Origin of the sequence: Limimaricola cinnabarinus (assembly GCF_002723615.1) — a bacterium.
GTDB classification, from domain to species: Bacteria; Pseudomonadota; Alphaproteobacteria; order Rhodobacterales; family Rhodobacteraceae; genus Limimaricola; species Limimaricola cinnabarinus_B.
The window spans coordinates 1-15,188 of record NZ_KZ304987.1 but is presented as its reverse complement, the minus strand read 5'-3'; the positions used below and the strand labels follow the sequence as shown (position 1 = coordinate 15,188).

General features: G+C 58.8%; 15 protein-coding genes. 9 read left to right on the top strand and 6 right to left on the bottom strand.

Going from position 1 to position 15,188, the window contains the following annotated elements; all coding sequences use genetic code 11:
* Positions 1-626: 626 nt before the first annotated feature.
* The 4 genes from CJ301_RS17445 to CJ301_RS17430 all read right to left on the bottom strand — a co-directional run bounded on the left by CJ301_RS17445 (position 627) and on the right by CJ301_RS17430 (position 7,038).
* Positions 627-3,911 (bottom strand): DEAD/DEAH box helicase, encoded by a 3,285-nt coding sequence (locus CJ301_RS17445; RefSeq protein WP_099278630.1) that lies wholly within the window; start codon positions 3,909-3,911, stop codon positions 627-629.
* Positions 3,904-4,794 carry a hypothetical protein gene (locus tag CJ301_RS17440; RefSeq protein ID WP_216823332.1) on the bottom strand — a complete coding sequence of 297 codons (891 nt, stop codon included), beginning with the start codon at positions 4,792-4,794 and terminating at the stop codon, positions 3,904-3,906. Before CJ301_RS17440 ends, CJ301_RS17445 begins: the two co-directional genes overlap by 8 nt.
* Before the next feature lie 234 nt (positions 4,795-5,028).
* Complete coding sequence (locus tag CJ301_RS17435) at positions 5,029-5,790, bottom strand: HNH endonuclease family protein (RefSeq protein ID WP_162620608.1); 762 nt, start codon at positions 5,788-5,790, stop codon at positions 5,029-5,031.
* Between the two features lie 981 nt (positions 5,791-6,771).
* Positions 6,772-7,038 carry a hypothetical protein gene (locus CJ301_RS17430; protein ID WP_099278625.1) on the bottom strand — a complete coding sequence of 89 codons (267 nt, stop codon included), beginning with the start codon at positions 7,036-7,038 and terminating at the stop codon, positions 6,772-6,774.
* A gap of 386 nt (positions 7,039-7,424) precedes the next feature.
* Between CJ301_RS17430 and CJ301_RS17425 the strand changes: the two genes are divergently transcribed.
* From CJ301_RS17425 to CJ301_RS17415, 3 genes are all read left to right on the top strand, one after another.
* On the top strand, positions 7,425-9,386 hold the full coding sequence (locus tag CJ301_RS17425; protein WP_099278624.1) for a hypothetical protein: 1,962 nt from the start codon (positions 7,425-7,427) through the stop codon (positions 9,384-9,386).
* Positions 9,387-9,419: 33 nt separating this feature from the next.
* Positions 9,420-9,713, top strand: a complete 294-nt coding sequence (locus CJ301_RS19365; protein WP_099278623.1) for an AbrB/MazE/SpoVT family DNA-binding domain-containing protein — start codon at positions 9,420-9,422, stop codon at positions 9,711-9,713.
* Between the two features lie 482 nt (positions 9,714-10,195).
* Positions 10,196-10,597: a hypothetical protein gene (locus CJ301_RS17415; RefSeq protein WP_099278622.1), complete on the top strand. Its 402-nt coding sequence runs from the start codon at positions 10,196-10,198 to the stop codon at positions 10,595-10,597.
* Positions 10,598-10,760: 163 nt separating this feature from the next.
* Here CJ301_RS17415 and CJ301_RS17410 read toward each other — a convergent pair whose 3' ends face one another.
* Complete coding sequence (locus CJ301_RS17410) at positions 10,761-11,411, bottom strand: hypothetical protein (RefSeq protein WP_099278621.1); 651 nt, start codon at positions 11,409-11,411, stop codon at positions 10,761-10,763.
* Positions 11,412-11,720: 309 nt separating this feature from the next.
* Between CJ301_RS17410 and CJ301_RS17405 the strand changes: the two genes are divergently transcribed.
* From CJ301_RS17405 to CJ301_RS17395, 3 genes are all read left to right on the top strand, one after another.
* Positions 11,721-12,509, top strand: coding sequence for a hypothetical protein (locus CJ301_RS17405; RefSeq protein ID WP_099278620.1), 789 nt, complete (start codon positions 11,721-11,723; stop codon positions 12,507-12,509).
* A 117-nt stretch (positions 12,510-12,626) separates the two neighbouring features.
* Entirely contained in the window at positions 12,627-13,181 is a 555-nt protein-coding gene (locus CJ301_RS17400) for a hypothetical protein (RefSeq protein WP_099278619.1), read from the top strand.
* Positions 13,178-13,585, top strand: coding sequence for a hypothetical protein (locus CJ301_RS17395; RefSeq protein ID WP_099278618.1), 408 nt, complete (start codon positions 13,178-13,180; stop codon positions 13,583-13,585). Before CJ301_RS17400 ends, CJ301_RS17395 begins: the two co-directional genes overlap by 4 nt.
* Before the next feature lie 22 nt (positions 13,586-13,607).
* Here the strand turns inward: CJ301_RS17395 and CJ301_RS17390 are convergent, their stop codons facing one another.
* Complete coding sequence (locus CJ301_RS17390) at positions 13,608-13,961, bottom strand: helix-turn-helix domain-containing protein (RefSeq protein WP_099278617.1); 354 nt, start codon at positions 13,959-13,961, stop codon at positions 13,608-13,610.
* A gap of 233 nt (positions 13,962-14,194) precedes the next feature.
* On the opposite strand from CJ301_RS17390, the gene CJ301_RS17385 reads away from it, so the two are divergent.
* The 3 genes from CJ301_RS17385 (at position 14,195) to CJ301_RS17375 (ending at position 15,119) form a co-directional block, all read left to right on the top strand.
* Entirely contained in the window at positions 14,195-14,440 is a 246-nt protein-coding gene (locus tag CJ301_RS17385; RefSeq protein ID WP_099278628.1) for a ribbon-helix-helix domain-containing protein, read from the top strand.
* A complete protein-coding gene (locus CJ301_RS17380; RefSeq protein WP_099278616.1) occupies positions 14,437-14,772 on the top strand; it encodes a type II toxin-antitoxin system RelE/ParE family toxin in 336 nt (111 codons plus the stop codon). The genes CJ301_RS17385 and CJ301_RS17380 overlap by 4 nt, the downstream gene beginning before the upstream one ends.
* Before the next feature lie 137 nt (positions 14,773-14,909).
* Positions 14,910-15,119, top strand: a complete 210-nt coding sequence (locus CJ301_RS17375; protein WP_099278615.1) for a hypothetical protein — start codon at positions 14,910-14,912, stop codon at positions 15,117-15,119.
* The last annotated feature ends 69 nt before the right edge of the window (positions 15,120-15,188 follow it).

Sequence of the window (15,188 nt, the reverse complement as noted above, 5' to 3'; positions counted from 1 at the left end):
TCACCGGACGAGGTTCGTGGATGAAGCCGAAAATGTCTGCTGCGCCAACAAAGCGCGTCTCAAAGCAAGGCTCTCCACTGCCGATCCGACGAATGCTTGCAGCGGCGCTCGAGCGACCAGACTGCGAAGAGAAGCGTGACCCGGATGAGCGACATCGATCCCAGGATGTAAGGAAGAGGAGCTTGACCCACACGCCCAATTAGAGAAGCGGCCATTGGCCAGCCCTTAGGACGCTGCTACGCGGTTTCGCATTGCGGACATTCACTCTATAGCAATCAGGACTACCGAGGAAGTTGAGACGATGGCGATACTCGACGAGTTGCACGATGACATACGGCGAAAGGTCGGGACCCTACAAGCAGGCCAACAATTTTCACTTCGAACGCTTTTTGGTGGAAGTGAGGAGTTCGAGAAATACGGCAGCTCTGGTCAGCGAAAGGCACTCGGAACTCAGTTCCGTAGAGCGGTAGCAGGTGGGGAGTTCGAAGACGTCGAGTATTCACACCACAACCAATCGCCAGCCGAGCACTGGTATCGGCGGGTTTGACGGCCCAAACCGGCAGCTGCTGATAGCGTCATTCGCTGCGGCGCAGCTTCACAAGAGCTTGCCTCCATTTACAGGCCAGTCAAAGGTCGCCAATAGATAAAAAGCTTCTAATGGCTAAAGCTTGCCTAACCTCATTTAGGACGGTTTCAAGTTCAGCACTGGAGTCCGCCGAAAATCCGTCCGAGATCGTTCGGAACTCCTCATATGAACCCACACGTGTAGTGCTGTTCGTCTCCATTCGAAGGCAATAATGGTGCCGATTAAAGTCTCCAGCCTTGACCATCTGTTGAAGCATTACGATTACAGGATTTGGCGCAATCCCAGTCTCAAGTTCCATTGCATTCACAATTTGGCTTAGTATTCCGCATATAAACCCAATGTCAGGAAGTATCCTGATAGAGAAACGTCGAGCACGGTTCGCGTGCTGCTGAATGGAAGCTTGCTGTATAACGGGTTGTTCATGTTCGCGGACGAAAGCAAGGAGCCAAGTCTCTATCTCGACGAGAGTTTTGCCACTACACCACATCCCAATCAATGCTTTCAAAGCATCTAAGATGATTAGCGAGCCTACATCCTCGTCCACCTGATTTGTATAAGCACGCCCAAATACGGTCTTTAGAGATGCTTCTCGAACGAGTAGCTTTAAGTCTGCGGAAGATGTTACACACACATCCAGAAGCCAAGTAACCCAGGCGACCGTTTCGGCTTTGTCGACTGGAGCAGCCCTCATCTGGCTGACAATGCGAACAATCAGCTCAGGCGGAACACCATTCCGAACCGCCAATGACTGCTGCCAAGGAAGCACAGGAGGGTCCTGCAACATTGCTGTCGCTGCGGTGAGCGCCGTCCGCCGAGACTGGAGCCACGAATCGGCAGAGGCCGCATCTTGCGACTTGCGCACAAAATACCCGAACGATCTTCCCGCGATGTCATCAAAGCCTGATTGACCATCAATCGTGACCGAGGAGAGGCGCCTTATCATTGCCTGAGTTTTGGGGTCAGAACTGGCTGTTGCCTCTACAGTATCAAGTAGTAATTCGACTGGATCGACAATGTTCTGGCACGCATCTTTATCGGAAAAGACAATATTCAACGGATTTTGCTTCTGACCAAAGGAAAATTTCGAGATATTGACTCGGATTGGATTGGCTGGCACAACAATAGAGAGCCCCGTTGCGGAATAGGCTGCCCGGCCAGCTCGGCCCAAAGCATTCAAAATCTCATGGGGAAGCAGGTCCTTTCTCGGGTTTCCACCTGGGTCATCTTGAGCGCTTCGATCAGTTCCTGCCAGAATGACCACGTCGCAAGGTAAGTTGAGACCTTGAGCGATAGTGGAAGTTGCAGCAATCACCTCTAATCCCAGACTTGGCCCAGTCGAGGCGCGGCCGGTGCGAAAGACGGCTTCCATCAACCTCCGTTCCGAAGGTATCAAGTCACCATGATGGACACCCGCGCGTAACCCGGTGGGTTCATAGGCTGCCTCTAAAGTGCCGACATCTTTCAGTATCGATTCTCGCATCCCTTGTTGATCGATGCTCAATGCAATATCAGCAGTCTCCATTTGGTCATTTACGGAATCGGCAATACTGCCGCATGCTCTCGCGTCGGCGCAGAAAACAACAACGCGCTTGCCTTGCGCCGCATAATTAGCAGCCAGTTGCGCTGCGACATAATTTCGATTGGACGTGTGACGTCCGTTCGACTTGCGTTTCAAGGGCGGCGCTGCTGCCGTTAATCTACGCACCGCGAGTTTCTCCGGCCGCTTTGGATGCCAGCCAGACAAGAGAGAAAACAAGCCGTAAGGTTTAACTGGAATCAAGTTCCTCTCTCTTTGTGTAGGACGCTTTGCGGTTTCGTTCGCCGAACTTCGGACTTCGGCGTCGTCATATATTACACATGAGCGTAGCTGACGTGTCGGCTTCCAAGGGTCATCGAAGCAGTGGACTGTCGATCCGGTGGTCGAGCTAAGCCAAGCGGCAATTTCCTCGCCATTTGCGACCATTGCGGAAAGTAGAAGAAGGTCAGAATTCTGTCGGTAGCTGATGAAGCTCAACAGTGCCAACATAGCATCGATTGCACGAGAGTTGATTTTTGGCGACGCCAAATTGTCTGCGCTGATTAAGTGAAATTCATCAAAAACAAGCAAGCCAACATTCTCGAAAATCTCAGGAGCGGACCCTAATAGTGCGAGACATCTTTCTGGGGTCATGACGGAGAGTTGCGGGAGACGATCTCCAATCTCCTCCAACAATGTATCTTCGACGCTTTCAGGTTTGATGCCTCCCACTTCACCCGATAAGTCATATTCCACCTGATCCACAAGCGCGTGAGTCGGCGCGAGGTAAACAACACTCTTGTCGGCGCACAAAACGGCAGCAATTTTCAAAACCGATAACGTGGTCTTCCCTGAGCCAGTAGGAGTAGTCATCACCATTGAGGAACCACGGTCAAGGTATCCCGTCGCGATTGCGTGCAAGTGGTTAGTCCAAAGGAATGGCCTTTTTTCAGCTTGAGGCAGCAACCATTCTTTCCAAGTGATTGGATTGGCCCCTGCGGGAGTCGGCGTGCGCACAAGCATGGATTGCCTGACCCTCGGCAATAATCGCAATAAAAGGGTAGCAACGTGATGTGGTCCCGCATATTGCTCGTGCATCAGGCCATACATCCCCTCCGGCAGTTCAGTGCTGTGTGGTTGTGCGAGAGAAATGACCCGAGTCAACTTCTGTTCCAAGTCTTCTGGAAACTCTGTTCTACCCAAGGCTTCTACAGCGAGACCTTGAACGCAGTAAGCACACTCGCGAAACAAAAGATTTGCTGCGTGCTGCCTGGCGTCGTCCGCTGCAATCCATTCTACCTCCAAGTCTCGTTCAGCGATTCTGGAGAGTTCACCTTTCGCAAGTTCCCGTATCGAGATTATCAACGCCCGCCGAATTGCATGATCTTCACCTACTGCAATGAGTTTGGAAGCAGATTCCGCTGCATCCGCCGCGCGATCTGCGATCAGAAAAAGCAGTGTGCTCGAAATGGAAGACGATATCGCGTCGCTGGAGAGTAGTGTTGGGCCGTCTGTTTGGCCGTTTGTTGCGCCAGCTATGAGCTGATGTGCGCTCGCTGCTACAAACGCTGCCGCTTTTGTCCGCTCTGGCTGCAAGCCGAATGCCACATATGCTTCAAAGGTGGCAGCTAAACGACGAACTCTATCAAGGAGAATATTCCGCCGAATCTCATCTTCTCCAGTAAATTCTATTCGGATCGTAGCAATTTCGATATGAGCTTCCGTGAGCAGTTCATCAAGCACGTTGGCATCAAGGCCTGGCAAACTTGGCGCGGAACGGATCAGCTGCCGGGAACTTTCGTCAAACATCGCTATCCCCTGTTACCGATCCGATTTCTTGCAACTTCCTGATCAAATCTTGAGCCAACTCAGCGAGGCCAGCTCTGACGTCAGCAAAGGGAAGGATGCCTCCAACTCTGCTTTCAAGTGGCCCCAATGCAACATCTTCAAAGCCGGAAAAGAGTAGAGCAAAATCACTATTCCCTCGCTGATCTTCTCCAGTGGCTACCGAGACACGGAAGTGCCTAATCTTCTCCCAAAATATCGTATCAACTGCGTCCTCCAATTCTTCTTCTGAAAGTCCTGGAACAGCTTTGAGAAGAGTATTAAGCGAAGAGTGCACCTCGTCTTCACGATCACCTTCGCAAATAGCGCTGATCTCCTTCCAGACGCTCCTTGTGATCAGGGAACGTGGGGCTTGTGATGCTTTGTCCTCACACAGAACAACTCTCACCACTTTTTTCTGTGCGTCATCCAGATCGATTATGAAGCCATCAAATCCCTTGTCTGCTTGGCGCACATGTGGCGGGGTTAGTATACTTGTCGGACTCGCCAGCCGAGCGGCTACCCATGACAAATACTGAAAAAGATGGCCGTCTCGGTGCTCAATAGAAACTTGTATGCGATTTCTGGCTTTCTCTTGCTCATCTTCATCGCCGTGTTCCATCAGTTCGAGGTCCCCTGGTTTGGGGGCTATGAGTTTATTTATCGCATTCGGAAGTGCTCTCTTTGTCGATGATCGCGCCCGTGGGTCAAGAGCTGCGACGACGCGTTCAGCATTCATTTCTTGCTGTAAGTATAGATAGGCCAAAAGCGCTAATAGCAGTTCTCGTTTATGCGATTCGATAGACCACTCACTCAGATCGCATTCGCCCGACGAGCGCTTAGATTGGGCCAACGGCAAGATACGCACTCCAATGTTCTAAACTGATGAAATATGGCAGAAAGCATCGTAAAGATGAAGCTCCACCAGAGTTTTCCCACAAACTTTGACACGCCTGAAGGGCTCTCTTTTCAAACCTGCCAGTATCAAGACAACCATCTTGGACGTTTGCTAATGAAGAGGTGCTCTTATGAGCTCTCACACGTAGCGAACGTCCGCCTCCCGCCCATTATGTCTGTCTTTTTGGGCTGCATTGGAGGTTATTCAGCTCCCGCACTTCTCTTGAACGATCCCATAAATAGCGTCGGCCTCCGACGGAGAGAACGTAAGTCCATAGGATTCCGACACCCGGGTAAAGCGGAGAAGATACTGACAGTGGAAGCCCGCATCCTCCGGTAGCCAATCGAGCGGACCCGATGCCCCCTTCTGCCGGTTCGCCGATGCCTCGACGGCGAACAGGTTCACCGGGTCGTTCGCGAACCGACGCCGCTTTTCCTCCGCCCATGTGTCGGCCCCATGGGCCCAAGCGTAAGCCAGCGGCACGAGGTGATCGACATCGAGCGTCGCGGCGTCGAGATGGATCTGCCCCGAATACGGGTCGTTCCAGCGACCTCGCTCGACACGGCAGCCGTCGCCTGAGTAGCGGATCGGCCCGGTCGACAGCTCGGCCAAGAGTTCATGCCTGGTATTTTGGCAGTCACCATCGTCATCAGCCCAGCCGCCGAACAGATCCCGGTCGTAGCTGCCGTTTCCAGCCGAGACGATGACGGCGTTGGCAGTTGGCTGGCTGAGAGCGGGCGCAGAGGACGCGAGCTCGCAGGCGCCTTGGCCCTTCTTGGGGTGTCGTCCGCCTGCCTCGAGGCAAGCCTGTATGGAGGGGTAGGGACGGAAGTTCTTTGTCCGCGCGTAGTAGGCGCCGCCGGGACAATGGCAGATCGCCGAGGTCGACATCTTCACCGGATCGGCTGCGCCGAGCGTGGGAATGGCTATGGCAGCGGAGATCGCGATTGCGCGAAGAAAACTCATGCGGCACCTTCTCGAGAGCAGATGCGCCCATGTGCGCATAGCTCGCTCCGGTTGTGTAGGGGGGAATTGCCGCACCTCTTGGGAACGAAGTAGGGTCGCGCAGTTAAGGCCATACCGTCGTTGGCAGGCGCCCAGTTTGGAGCGGCGCGGCTGATCGCCTTCAGGACAAGCACTTCGGATTGAGCCATCTGTTGCTACCGAGTTGACCTGCCCCCAACGGGATCAGCGACCAGCGCCGAGAACCTGCTGCGGATCATCTCCTCCCGGTATCGCTCGGCGAGATGCCCGTAGGTCGACGCGACCGTTCGCGTATCGGCGTGACCAAGCTGGCGCGCCACGACTTCCAGCGGCACGCCGTGGCAGATGAGGTCGCTGGCGCATAGGTATGCCGCAGACCATGAAAGACGAAGGTGGAGGGCAGGCCGGCTCGGGCGGCAGCGAGCCGAAATGGTCCAGCGTGCTGGCGTCGCCAGATCTTGCCAGACTCTGAGAGCAGGACATGATCCCGGGGGGCCCTTCCCACGCAGCATTGCTGAAAGAAGGCCATGCCTTCGTCTGGCAGGAAAACGAAACGGGCAGGGCTTCGCTTGAAGGCCGGAATGCGGAGGCCGTAGATCTGGTAGGCGACGTCTTCCACCGACACCAAACTGCGCGAGCTGATCGCACTACTGCGGACTGATCTCCTGAAATAGCCGCGGGCCACTCGGGACGCCAAGTCCAACCGGAAGGGTGGATATGAGGCCGTAGGGCGAAGAGTCTGGAGAGTTAGCCAAGCGATCCTTCGGGATCGTCCTCGCTGTCCGTCGAAGGGGGTGGCGAGCGCGTCACGGTGATGGGCGGCGGGCATAAGGTTGTAGGCGGTGACGAGATCTTCGCCTTCAACTTCGGCTGCGAGCCACTGGCTCAACAGGCTTCCGATACCTGAGTTCTGAACAGGAAAAGGGCGGACCCGAAGGCCCGCCCAATCACATCCATGAAGGCTCAGGCAGCGGGGGCTGCCATCTCGGCAGCCTTCACCCTGTATTCGATCCAACCGTCTTCTATACGAAACTCGATATACGCTCCGTCGTTGATGTCCTCGACCATCAGCTCCTCGACGTCGTCCTCGTCACCTTCCTCGACCTCAAGGTCTGAGATCAGGTTCGAGCGCACGAGCTTGCGCAGTTCATCCTTGCCGCGGGCATGCTGGATCGCCGGACCCGATCCGAAGTAGGTGATCTGCAGTTCGTAAAGCGTGAGGTCGGTCATAGTGTATCCTGCTCTTTGTTTTTCATTGATGGGAGCCGCCCTCTTGAGAGAACCAGCCCGCACGTAGGCGGGGCTGGTTTTCGATCGAGGGCAGGCTCGGTGCCGGTCTGGGCGACACCTATTCCGCTTACCAATTTGAGATGGGTTCCCTACCCAGAACGAGAAGCAAAATCTGGCAGCGGGATGATGAGTTGCCGAAGGTAAGGCGCACGTCGAAGTCGATGGCTGTCTGACTGGCTGCCTGCAGCCAGAGCTATCTGGAAATTCGCAACAGTTTGCGTCTGGAACCAGTGGCCGCTGTCGCCTTGGCATCCGGCCACGCGGCACGGCGCAGCGTTTCTTGACAGATATTTCTCGAGCCCGTGCCATGGACCCAGTTCCCCGGCATGGAACATCTGGATCCCACTCATCTCCTCGACGCCAAGCCGGTGGCGCAGCAGCTGACCACGGCAGACTACGTGCAGCTGCTCCATCCGATCGCTGCGATCGGAAAGCCGACGATCATGACGTCCGTAGCTGGCATGCGGATGCACAGCAGAATTTACCGAACCTATGAGGCGCCCTGGATCGCCGAGTGCTGCGTTGACACAGCCGCCTACATTACCCTGAACCGCTTTCATGGCCCGCGTCGGGACCGGCGACTGGCCGCCCTGAATGCTCTTTACCTGGACCTCGACGTCGACCTCGCACCCCGGGCCCTCGCCTCGGATCCGGCAGCCTGGGCGCAGGCGTTCACCCGCGATGTCGAGCGCCGCGGTCTGCCGGCCCCGTCCTTCGTGAACTTCACGGGGCGCGGGCTTGCGGCCATCTGGTTGATCAACGATTTGCCCCCGAGGGCCAGACGGCGCTGGAGCGCCGCGCAGAAGGCGCTCATCGGCCTGTATCGCAGCCACGGCGCGGATCCTCGCTGCTGCGACACCGCCCGGGTGTTTCGAATTCCGGGCTCGATCAACCTCAAGAGCGGCCGCACGGTCGAGATCCTTGGCGGAAGCCTGCAGCGCCATTCCTTCGAAGATCTTGCGGACCGGATCTACATCGCCTCCGGTCGACCGACCCGCCGGGAACTGCAGGCCCGAAAGAGACAGAAGGCGTCCTCGGGGAAGGGCGGGTCGCGCCGGTCCAGGCTGAGCCCCGGTCAACGCTTCGTCGCGATCCAGGAAGACTTGGAGTGCCTGCTGGATGCCTGGGGCGGTCGTGTGCCGGTCGGCCACCGGAACACATGGCTGCACCTGTGGGCCACCTGCCTGACGCATCAAGAGAACCCCGGGGATATCGACGCGCGAACCCATGCGATGGCGAGCATCGCGACCCCGGGCCTCTCCACCAACGAGGTGGGCGCCATCGCCAAGCATGCCGCGGAAAGGGCAGCGCTTCTCCGAAGCGGATCACCGATGTCGGACGGCCGCTATCATTATGCCGGCGCCACGCTTGCCGACCTGCTCTGCGTCTCGGACGAGATGGCGCGTGCGCTCGGCCTGCGGCAGATCTTCTCCATGATGGAACGCAAGCGTCGGAAAGCCGGAAGGCAACGAATGCGCCGAGCGGCCTCCGGAGCCGTGACACGCGCGAGCTATCTCGCTGCGAACGCGATATCCCGCACGAAGCCGTGGGAGGCGCAGGGGATTTCGCGGGCCACCTGGTATCGCCGGCAAAAGGTCGGTGCAGAGACGTCAAACATGCGGGAGCCCCAGGAGCATCTGGGTGAGACAGGTTCGTGCCCACTACAAGGAGCTTCGCTCAGCCGAAGGCTCGGGGAGGGAGAGGGAGTCACCCGGACAACTGCTCAGCCCTCTCCAAACACGCCCACGCGCACGACAGGCGCCGAGAACCTCATCAGAAGTCAGGGGGAGCGATCGGGCGCAGACAGGAGAGGCCAGGAAGCGCTCTCGTTGGCGGCCCGGGCAGAACTGGTCGTCATCCGACACCGAGCAGAGACGCCGGAAGGACAGGCCGTGACAGGCCTCCAGGCAGACGAGGTGGTGCTGCGTGAAATGGCGTTCGACGCCGTCGACGACGTTGACCCCGCCTCATCGATCGGCTTCGCCTTGCACAGGGATGCCGCCACAGAGCCGAGTGAAGCCAGGCGGAAACCTGAACCGAACTGTCGCCCCCATTCAATCGCGGTCGCGCCAGCCCGGCCGCATGACCTTGTCGAGGTTTTCGTATGGCGCGGTGTCGAGAAAGCGCTGGAGGCGCTCGGGATCCCTCGGCCGATCCCGTCCGGCGGTGTTCCCGAGGTGACGCATCCAGAGGTTCACCCCGATGGCGACGACGACGGAGGCGACAGACAGAATGATCTCGAAGGTGGTCATGGGCTCTTCTGCATTCGATGTTGCATGATAGCATGAGAGTCCGGATCACGCCGAGGAGGGGCAGGTAACGTGCCGAGGATCTGCAAATGGGGCAATGTGCTCGCCGTCAGAATCCCCGCCGCCTTCGTCCGTAAGCTCGGGCTCAGAGCCGGCGATCGCGTCGATCTCCACGCCCAAGGCGGTCCTGTCGTTACCTTTATCCGCCGAAGACGCCTTGGCGGTATCTTGGCCGGACTTCGTCGGTTCAGGGGGCGGCCACCCAAAGACGGCCGTTTCCCCCGCCTTGAGGCGCCCGATCGGTTTCCAGTCGCCTTCGAGAAAGCTCGCGGCACGGTGGATCCCGAAATCGACCTCGGACTTTGATACGGGCTGGGAAAACAGGATGGGCGTGAGCCCCAGGACGGCAGTGAGAAAGTCGATCAGGATAGCAACAAGGTGACCTGACTGCGGAGGGCCTGAACGTCCTCCTGTTCCTCCGCCCTCTCTCTGGAGGGAGGGGAAGACGGGAGAACCTTCACCGCTGAATTGCTTCGCAAAGTTCGACGGGGTTGTGCCGATGGGCCCGACGATCCCGCGGCAGTCCGGTCGGAATGCACGAAACGCGCTCGCGGCGATCTCCTGACTGAGCGCATGTGCGATTGCTTCGCCACTCGAGAAATGCCCCCAATTTCATGATGCACATTCATAGTCCGCTGTTTGTCTCGGGCCTGTCCTGATGAAGGCCCGAGACAAACAGCGGACTATGTTCTGCTTCTATCGGTTTGATCCGCTGAAGAGCTGCACGCGGTTGCAAGGCTGTCGACCTCGGGACCTTCGATCTTTTCCATAAGACAAGGACGTGACTGATGACGACATCCAACTCCCTCGAAGACCTCGCCTTTCATGCCATCCGCAGCGGTCGCGTCTTCGCGCGCCTCTGGCACGGCGCAGGGATCGAAGCCCACAGGGTTACACGCCCCTCCTGGACCGCCACGTTCAACCAGCTCGAGGAGGGTCAGTTGATCAAGGGGCCTGACCTCGACGGCGTGGCGGCCATGGGCGACGCGCTGCGTCGCGCGCTCAACATCGAACGCCCGGGCTATGGTGACCGCGCGATGCAGGAGGATACGCGGTATGATGACCTGGTGTGGGAGCCGCGCCTCAACGAACTGCGTCGCGTGGCAGAAGCCTACAAGCACTTTCGTGACTGTCAGGAACGCTATGCCGACCGCCTGACGGCCGAACGCGAGGCTGCTCGCGCGTTCTGATCCTACTCGGCCGGCCTCTCATCGGAAAGACCAGCGGCACCTGCGGCCGCCATCAGTGATGATCTCGTAGTCAGACATAAGCACCTGCTTAGGCGTATGCCTAAGCCTCCATGGTTATGCCTGAGCGCTTCCGCAAACGCGCGGGTGTATGACTTTTTTCCGGCTATGTCGGGAGGTTCCGGCTATCGCCCCCAAACCCTCCGAAAATGGCTTTTTTTGCCGGATCGACCGCGGCGGGGGTGTTTTCGGCCATGGTTGGATCGGCCGCGTCTGAGGTGCCCTCATCATCAACACTCGAACTCTCGACGCTCGTTGTTGTCGCCCAGCTGGGCGGCTTGGGGAGTTCGAGGCAGATCCTCTCCCGGACCCAGAGCCGGACCTCGAGCGCTCGGAAGTGGCGGGTGCGCGGTCCCATGTCGATTATCGGGAACGGCAGGGTCTCGCGACCCTCGCGCAGAACCTTCGACAATGTGTTGTGTTTCCGGCCCCGCTTTTCGGACATGGCGGCGAAGTCGATCAGCGGCATGCGGAACTCGGCCTCGAGGTCCTCGATCCCGCACAGGATCACCGAGCCTGAATACTTGGCCTTCAGGTCCTGCAGGTGCTGGGCCAGCTGGACGCCCTCGGTCGCGTGGATGGCGCGCCAGATATTGACCCACGGATAGAGCCTGCCTTCGGGCTCGAGGCCGAAGGCAGGCTCTATCCGTGGGGCATGCTTGGGATCGATCTGGAGATGCCAAGCCAGCTGCTCGGTGGTCAGCGGGGCGCCTCTGCGGAGCGCGGCATTGAGTTCATCGATATCCGCGGTGGTCATGGTCGTCTCCTGCGTGTGGACAGGAGATGAGTCCGGTGGTCCGGACCGAGAAAGATTCTGGTTCGATAGTCGGATATTCGGCCGACAGGCGGATCGCGGACAGGCGCAGCACCTCTCAAATGATAGTTTAACATCTATCATTTGGAGCCGGTATAGTGCACAGAATACCGGCTATATACCGCCTGGCATGCTGCATCAGAAGACCGTCCTGTGCCGGATGGGATCAATCGACACAGAAGCCGGCACAGCTGCCTTGACCGAGCGGTATCGTCAAAAGATGATAGCTAATGACCTATCAGAGTAAGAGCTATGGCCCTGAGCAACGAAGCGGCATACGCGTATCGAGTGATGGTCCAGGCGGAGCAGGCTTGGGCAGCGGCGTTCCGCGACGCGGAGCTCTACGAGTTGGCCCCCCCGAGGAAGCACTACGGAGAGACGCTGCCTTGTCGTCGCCGTGTCATCCTGGCACGCAACTCCGAGATCCCGGACATGGGGGATATGCTGCAGGCGCGGGAGTATTACGCCGACGTTACGGGTGTCATCGAGGATGGCAAGCCGAGGACATCGGGCCGGGGATCGCGCGCCGTAAGTCCTGTGATGCGGTATGCGCCCGGTGCGCTTGGTCACCGGGCGCCATTGCTCCAGGATGACGATGTCATGTGCCATCCTGTCTCGGATATCGTCCATACGGAGACCGATGCATACCGCGGCGGGCCGATCACGGTCGACAAACTCCTCGACATGATCGGCGGCAAGGAGCCCAGGCAAACGATCGAGATCGACGGAAAAACCCATTGGCTGCACCGCGACGAGACTGGGCGTGCCGTTGGCCCGGAGGGCCTGATCTTCCGCGCTCGCAGTGGGGTCGCGCATCGCCTCCGGCTGCTGGATGCCTCTGGTTATCGGCGCCAGGTGCGCGTGGCGACGATCCTTGTCGTCGGGGCTCCGGCCGGCGTGCACGTGACTACTGAGGCGCCGCGCCCGCGGCGCTCCAAATACGCGGTCGAGTATCGCGAGGTGGGGCAGGTGGCAGCCGTGGGCCTGGGGAGTGCCGGGGTCGAGGACGAGCACGTGCTGACCGCATACCTGCCCAGATGACGCGCGGCAGAGGCACACATCGAGATATTTGATAGATAATAAACTATCATACCCAGATCGGATTTCTGGTAGCGCTGATCGAACCGACTTGGTTCATACCAATAAGGAGCCAAGAATTTGACGAAACTGACCGAGACTGCCCGAACCACCCTGCGCCCCGCCGATGCCGGTCGCCTCGCCGACGCCGTGCGAGCGACGATCCAGGCGCTGATCCGTCACGGCCACGACGAGCATGCTGCCAGGGTGCAACTCTCCATGTCCGAGTTCCTGCGCGGTAGCGCGGTGGTGCACATCGAGACCCTGCGCCACTGGGAAGACGTATTCGAGATGGCGGGGGACCTGCTGGCTGCCCACGACGACGACCTCGCGCATTGCACCGCCTATCAGGCCGAGTATCTGATCCACTGCGAGATACAGGCCTACGAGCGGGACGTTCGCTACCTGCAGGTTTCGGCCACGGCGATGACCTACGACAACCTCAGCGCCCGTCTCGATGACGCCTACGAGATCCTGGTGGCGGTGCCGACCGCGGCAAACCCCGTGCTCGAGGCTCGAATCCAGCACGTTGCGGAGCTGCTGAGCGAACTGACCTACGACACCGACCCTGAGCATCTCGCCGAGGCTGGCATCGCCCCTGACACACGCGTCGCGGCCTTAGGGGTGGAGGCATGACGGTGGCGCCAGGTAAAAATGACTTTCACCTCGACGATGGCCGATCGCTGGCGATCGAGATCGGTGTGCCTGATGGCGTTTACCAGTTCGCGCGCGAGACGGCCGAGATGTGGCTCCCGGCCGAGATGATGGAGATAGCCGAGGGGCGGGTTACAGTCGTCGCTACACCCGCGCACCTCGCGGACGAGGCGATGCGCGAGCGGGTCATCTCGCTCGTCGCCAACACGCCGGGGCTCGCTGACGTGGTTGCGGATACCGTGGCGGCCCGAGGTATTGATCCGCGCCGATCCCGGATCTCGCTGACGATCCGGCGTAACGACGCTGCTTCAAGGAGCCACGGGAACCCGTGGAGGGGCGCGGAGCGGATGCGCGCTCTACTCGCGGAGAGCTCCGCCATCGGGTGACGGTGTTGCTCGTGCGTCAGGGCTACAAATCGATGTCGGGATCAACCGTGCCGCGGGCTTTTCTGAAGGACGTTGGGAAGTCGTCATCATCCTCCGTGAAGATGCCTTCGATCGACAAGGGTGGGCCACCCAACGGGTGGCCGCGCTGTGTCAGCACGCAATCGAGATCCAAGGCCGCGAGCAGCTCGAAGATGGTCGATGCGGTCGGCTTCGTCGTGCCGGTTTCGATCATCGAGATGTGGTGCGCTCGAATACCGGACAGGGCTCCCAGCTCGGCTTGCGTCATTCCCTTGGCCTTGCGGACCGTTCGCAGAGCCTGGCCCAGTTCAGTAGGATAACGGACTGGCTGAGGACGGGAGTGGTAAGATTCAGGCATCTCGAGGCGTCCTTATACAAGAGACTGTATAATCCCTGAATATACATAGAAGTGTAAACCGGCGCGCCTCCGGGACCCTGTAGAGGCTCTACGCTCGCCCTATGCTATGATGGGGAATGTCAGCAAATCGTGTTGGTGGTCATCAGAAATCAGCGCGACCCCTCGCTTGGGACATTGGCGATCAAGGCCTGACTCGCATTGACAAAAATTGCCATAGTGCTCATCTTATGAGGATGGCCACTATGAACATCTCATTGCCCGATGACATGCGCTCCGCAGTGGACGCTCAGACGGTAGCGCGCGGCTACGGCACATCCAGTGAGTATGTGCGTGATCTAATCCGCCGGGATCTGGACCGGCAGGCGTTGCGAGCTCTGCTCGATGAGGGGCGCGCAAGCGCGCAAGGCGAGCCCATCACCGAGAAGACTTTCAAGGCCCTCAGGGCCAGGGCATCTCTGGCGGCCGGCGAGACAGCTTGACGGATCATGCTAAGCCAGTCGTCCCACGACTGGCCGCCAGTCACGATATCGAAGCAGCAGTCGACTACCTCGCCCGCGAGGCGGGTTACGAAACGGCCATGCGCTTCATCGATGCCTTCGAGGCGGCCTGCCTGCACATCTCGACGCACCCAGCATCCGGATCACCTCGGTTCGGCTGGGATCTCGGTCGGCCCGGTCTGAGGGTGTGGCCAGTGAAGGGCTTCGGCTACTTGGCATTCTACAGCGAGGAAGACGACGTCGTGGATCTCTGGCGCGTGCTGCACGGCGCGCGCGACATACCGGCCTCGCTGCGCGACGTCATTCCGGAATGACGATACTTGCACTCTGTGGACAGCCGTTGCCGCTATCTGATGAGTGCCGCCTCCTCAGGTCATCGAAAGCCATGTCTTAACAACACGATTTGCTGACATTCCCCTATGATGCGAGACATTCTACGCAGGAGCTTGCGATGACCACATTCGAAATCATCCTGTCGATCGCTTCGGTTGTCGTGGCGATCGGCGTAAGCCTCTACATGCGACATCTCGGCAATACTGCTGGACGGGATCGGCCCTATGACCCCGAGCGCCTGCGTCGCTTCATCGAGAACGCGCCCTACGAGAATCTCGACAAGGTCATGAAGCCGGGTTGGCGCGATGACGAGAAGCAGCAGTCATGATGACCGCGCAGGACCTGATACGGCCTGACGGGACCGTCGCGCTTGATGCGCTTCTCGCTGGTCTTGGTG

Bases quoted from the DNA above. Each gene is read 5' to 3' on its own strand.
- CJ301_RS17445 (WP_099278630.1), bottom strand. From the start codon at position 3,911: ATGTTTGACGAAAGTTCCCGGCAGCTGATCCGTTCCGCGCCAAGTTTG.
- CJ301_RS17395 (WP_099278618.1), top strand. From the start codon at position 13,178: ATGACGGTGGCGCCAGGTAAAAATGACTTTCACCTCGACGATGGCCGA.
- CJ301_RS17435 (WP_162620608.1), bottom strand. From the start codon at position 5,790: ATGAGTTTTCTTCGCGCAATCGCGATCTCCGCTGCCATAGCCATTCCC.
- CJ301_RS17425 (WP_099278624.1), top strand. From the start codon at position 7,425: ATGGAACATCTGGATCCCACTCATCTCCTCGACGCCAAGCCGGTGGCG.
- CJ301_RS17390 (WP_099278617.1), bottom strand. From the start codon at position 13,961: ATGCCTGAATCTTACCACTCCCGTCCTCAGCCAGTCCGTTATCCTACT.
- CJ301_RS17410 (WP_099278621.1), bottom strand. From the start codon at position 11,411: ATGACCACCGCGGATATCGATGAACTCAATGCCGCGCTCCGCAGAGGC.
- CJ301_RS17415 (WP_099278622.1), top strand. From the start codon at position 10,196: ATGACGACATCCAACTCCCTCGAAGACCTCGCCTTTCATGCCATCCGC.
- CJ301_RS17385 (WP_099278628.1), top strand. From the start codon at position 14,195: ATGGCCACTATGAACATCTCATTGCCCGATGACATGCGCTCCGCAGTG.
- CJ301_RS17405 (WP_099278620.1), top strand. From the start codon at position 11,721: ATGGCCCTGAGCAACGAAGCGGCATACGCGTATCGAGTGATGGTCCAG.
- CJ301_RS17430 (WP_099278625.1), bottom strand. From the start codon at position 7,038: ATGACCGACCTCACGCTTTACGAACTGCAGATCACCTACTTCGGATCG.
- CJ301_RS17375 (WP_099278615.1), top strand. From the start codon at position 14,910: ATGACCACATTCGAAATCATCCTGTCGATCGCTTCGGTTGTCGTGGCG.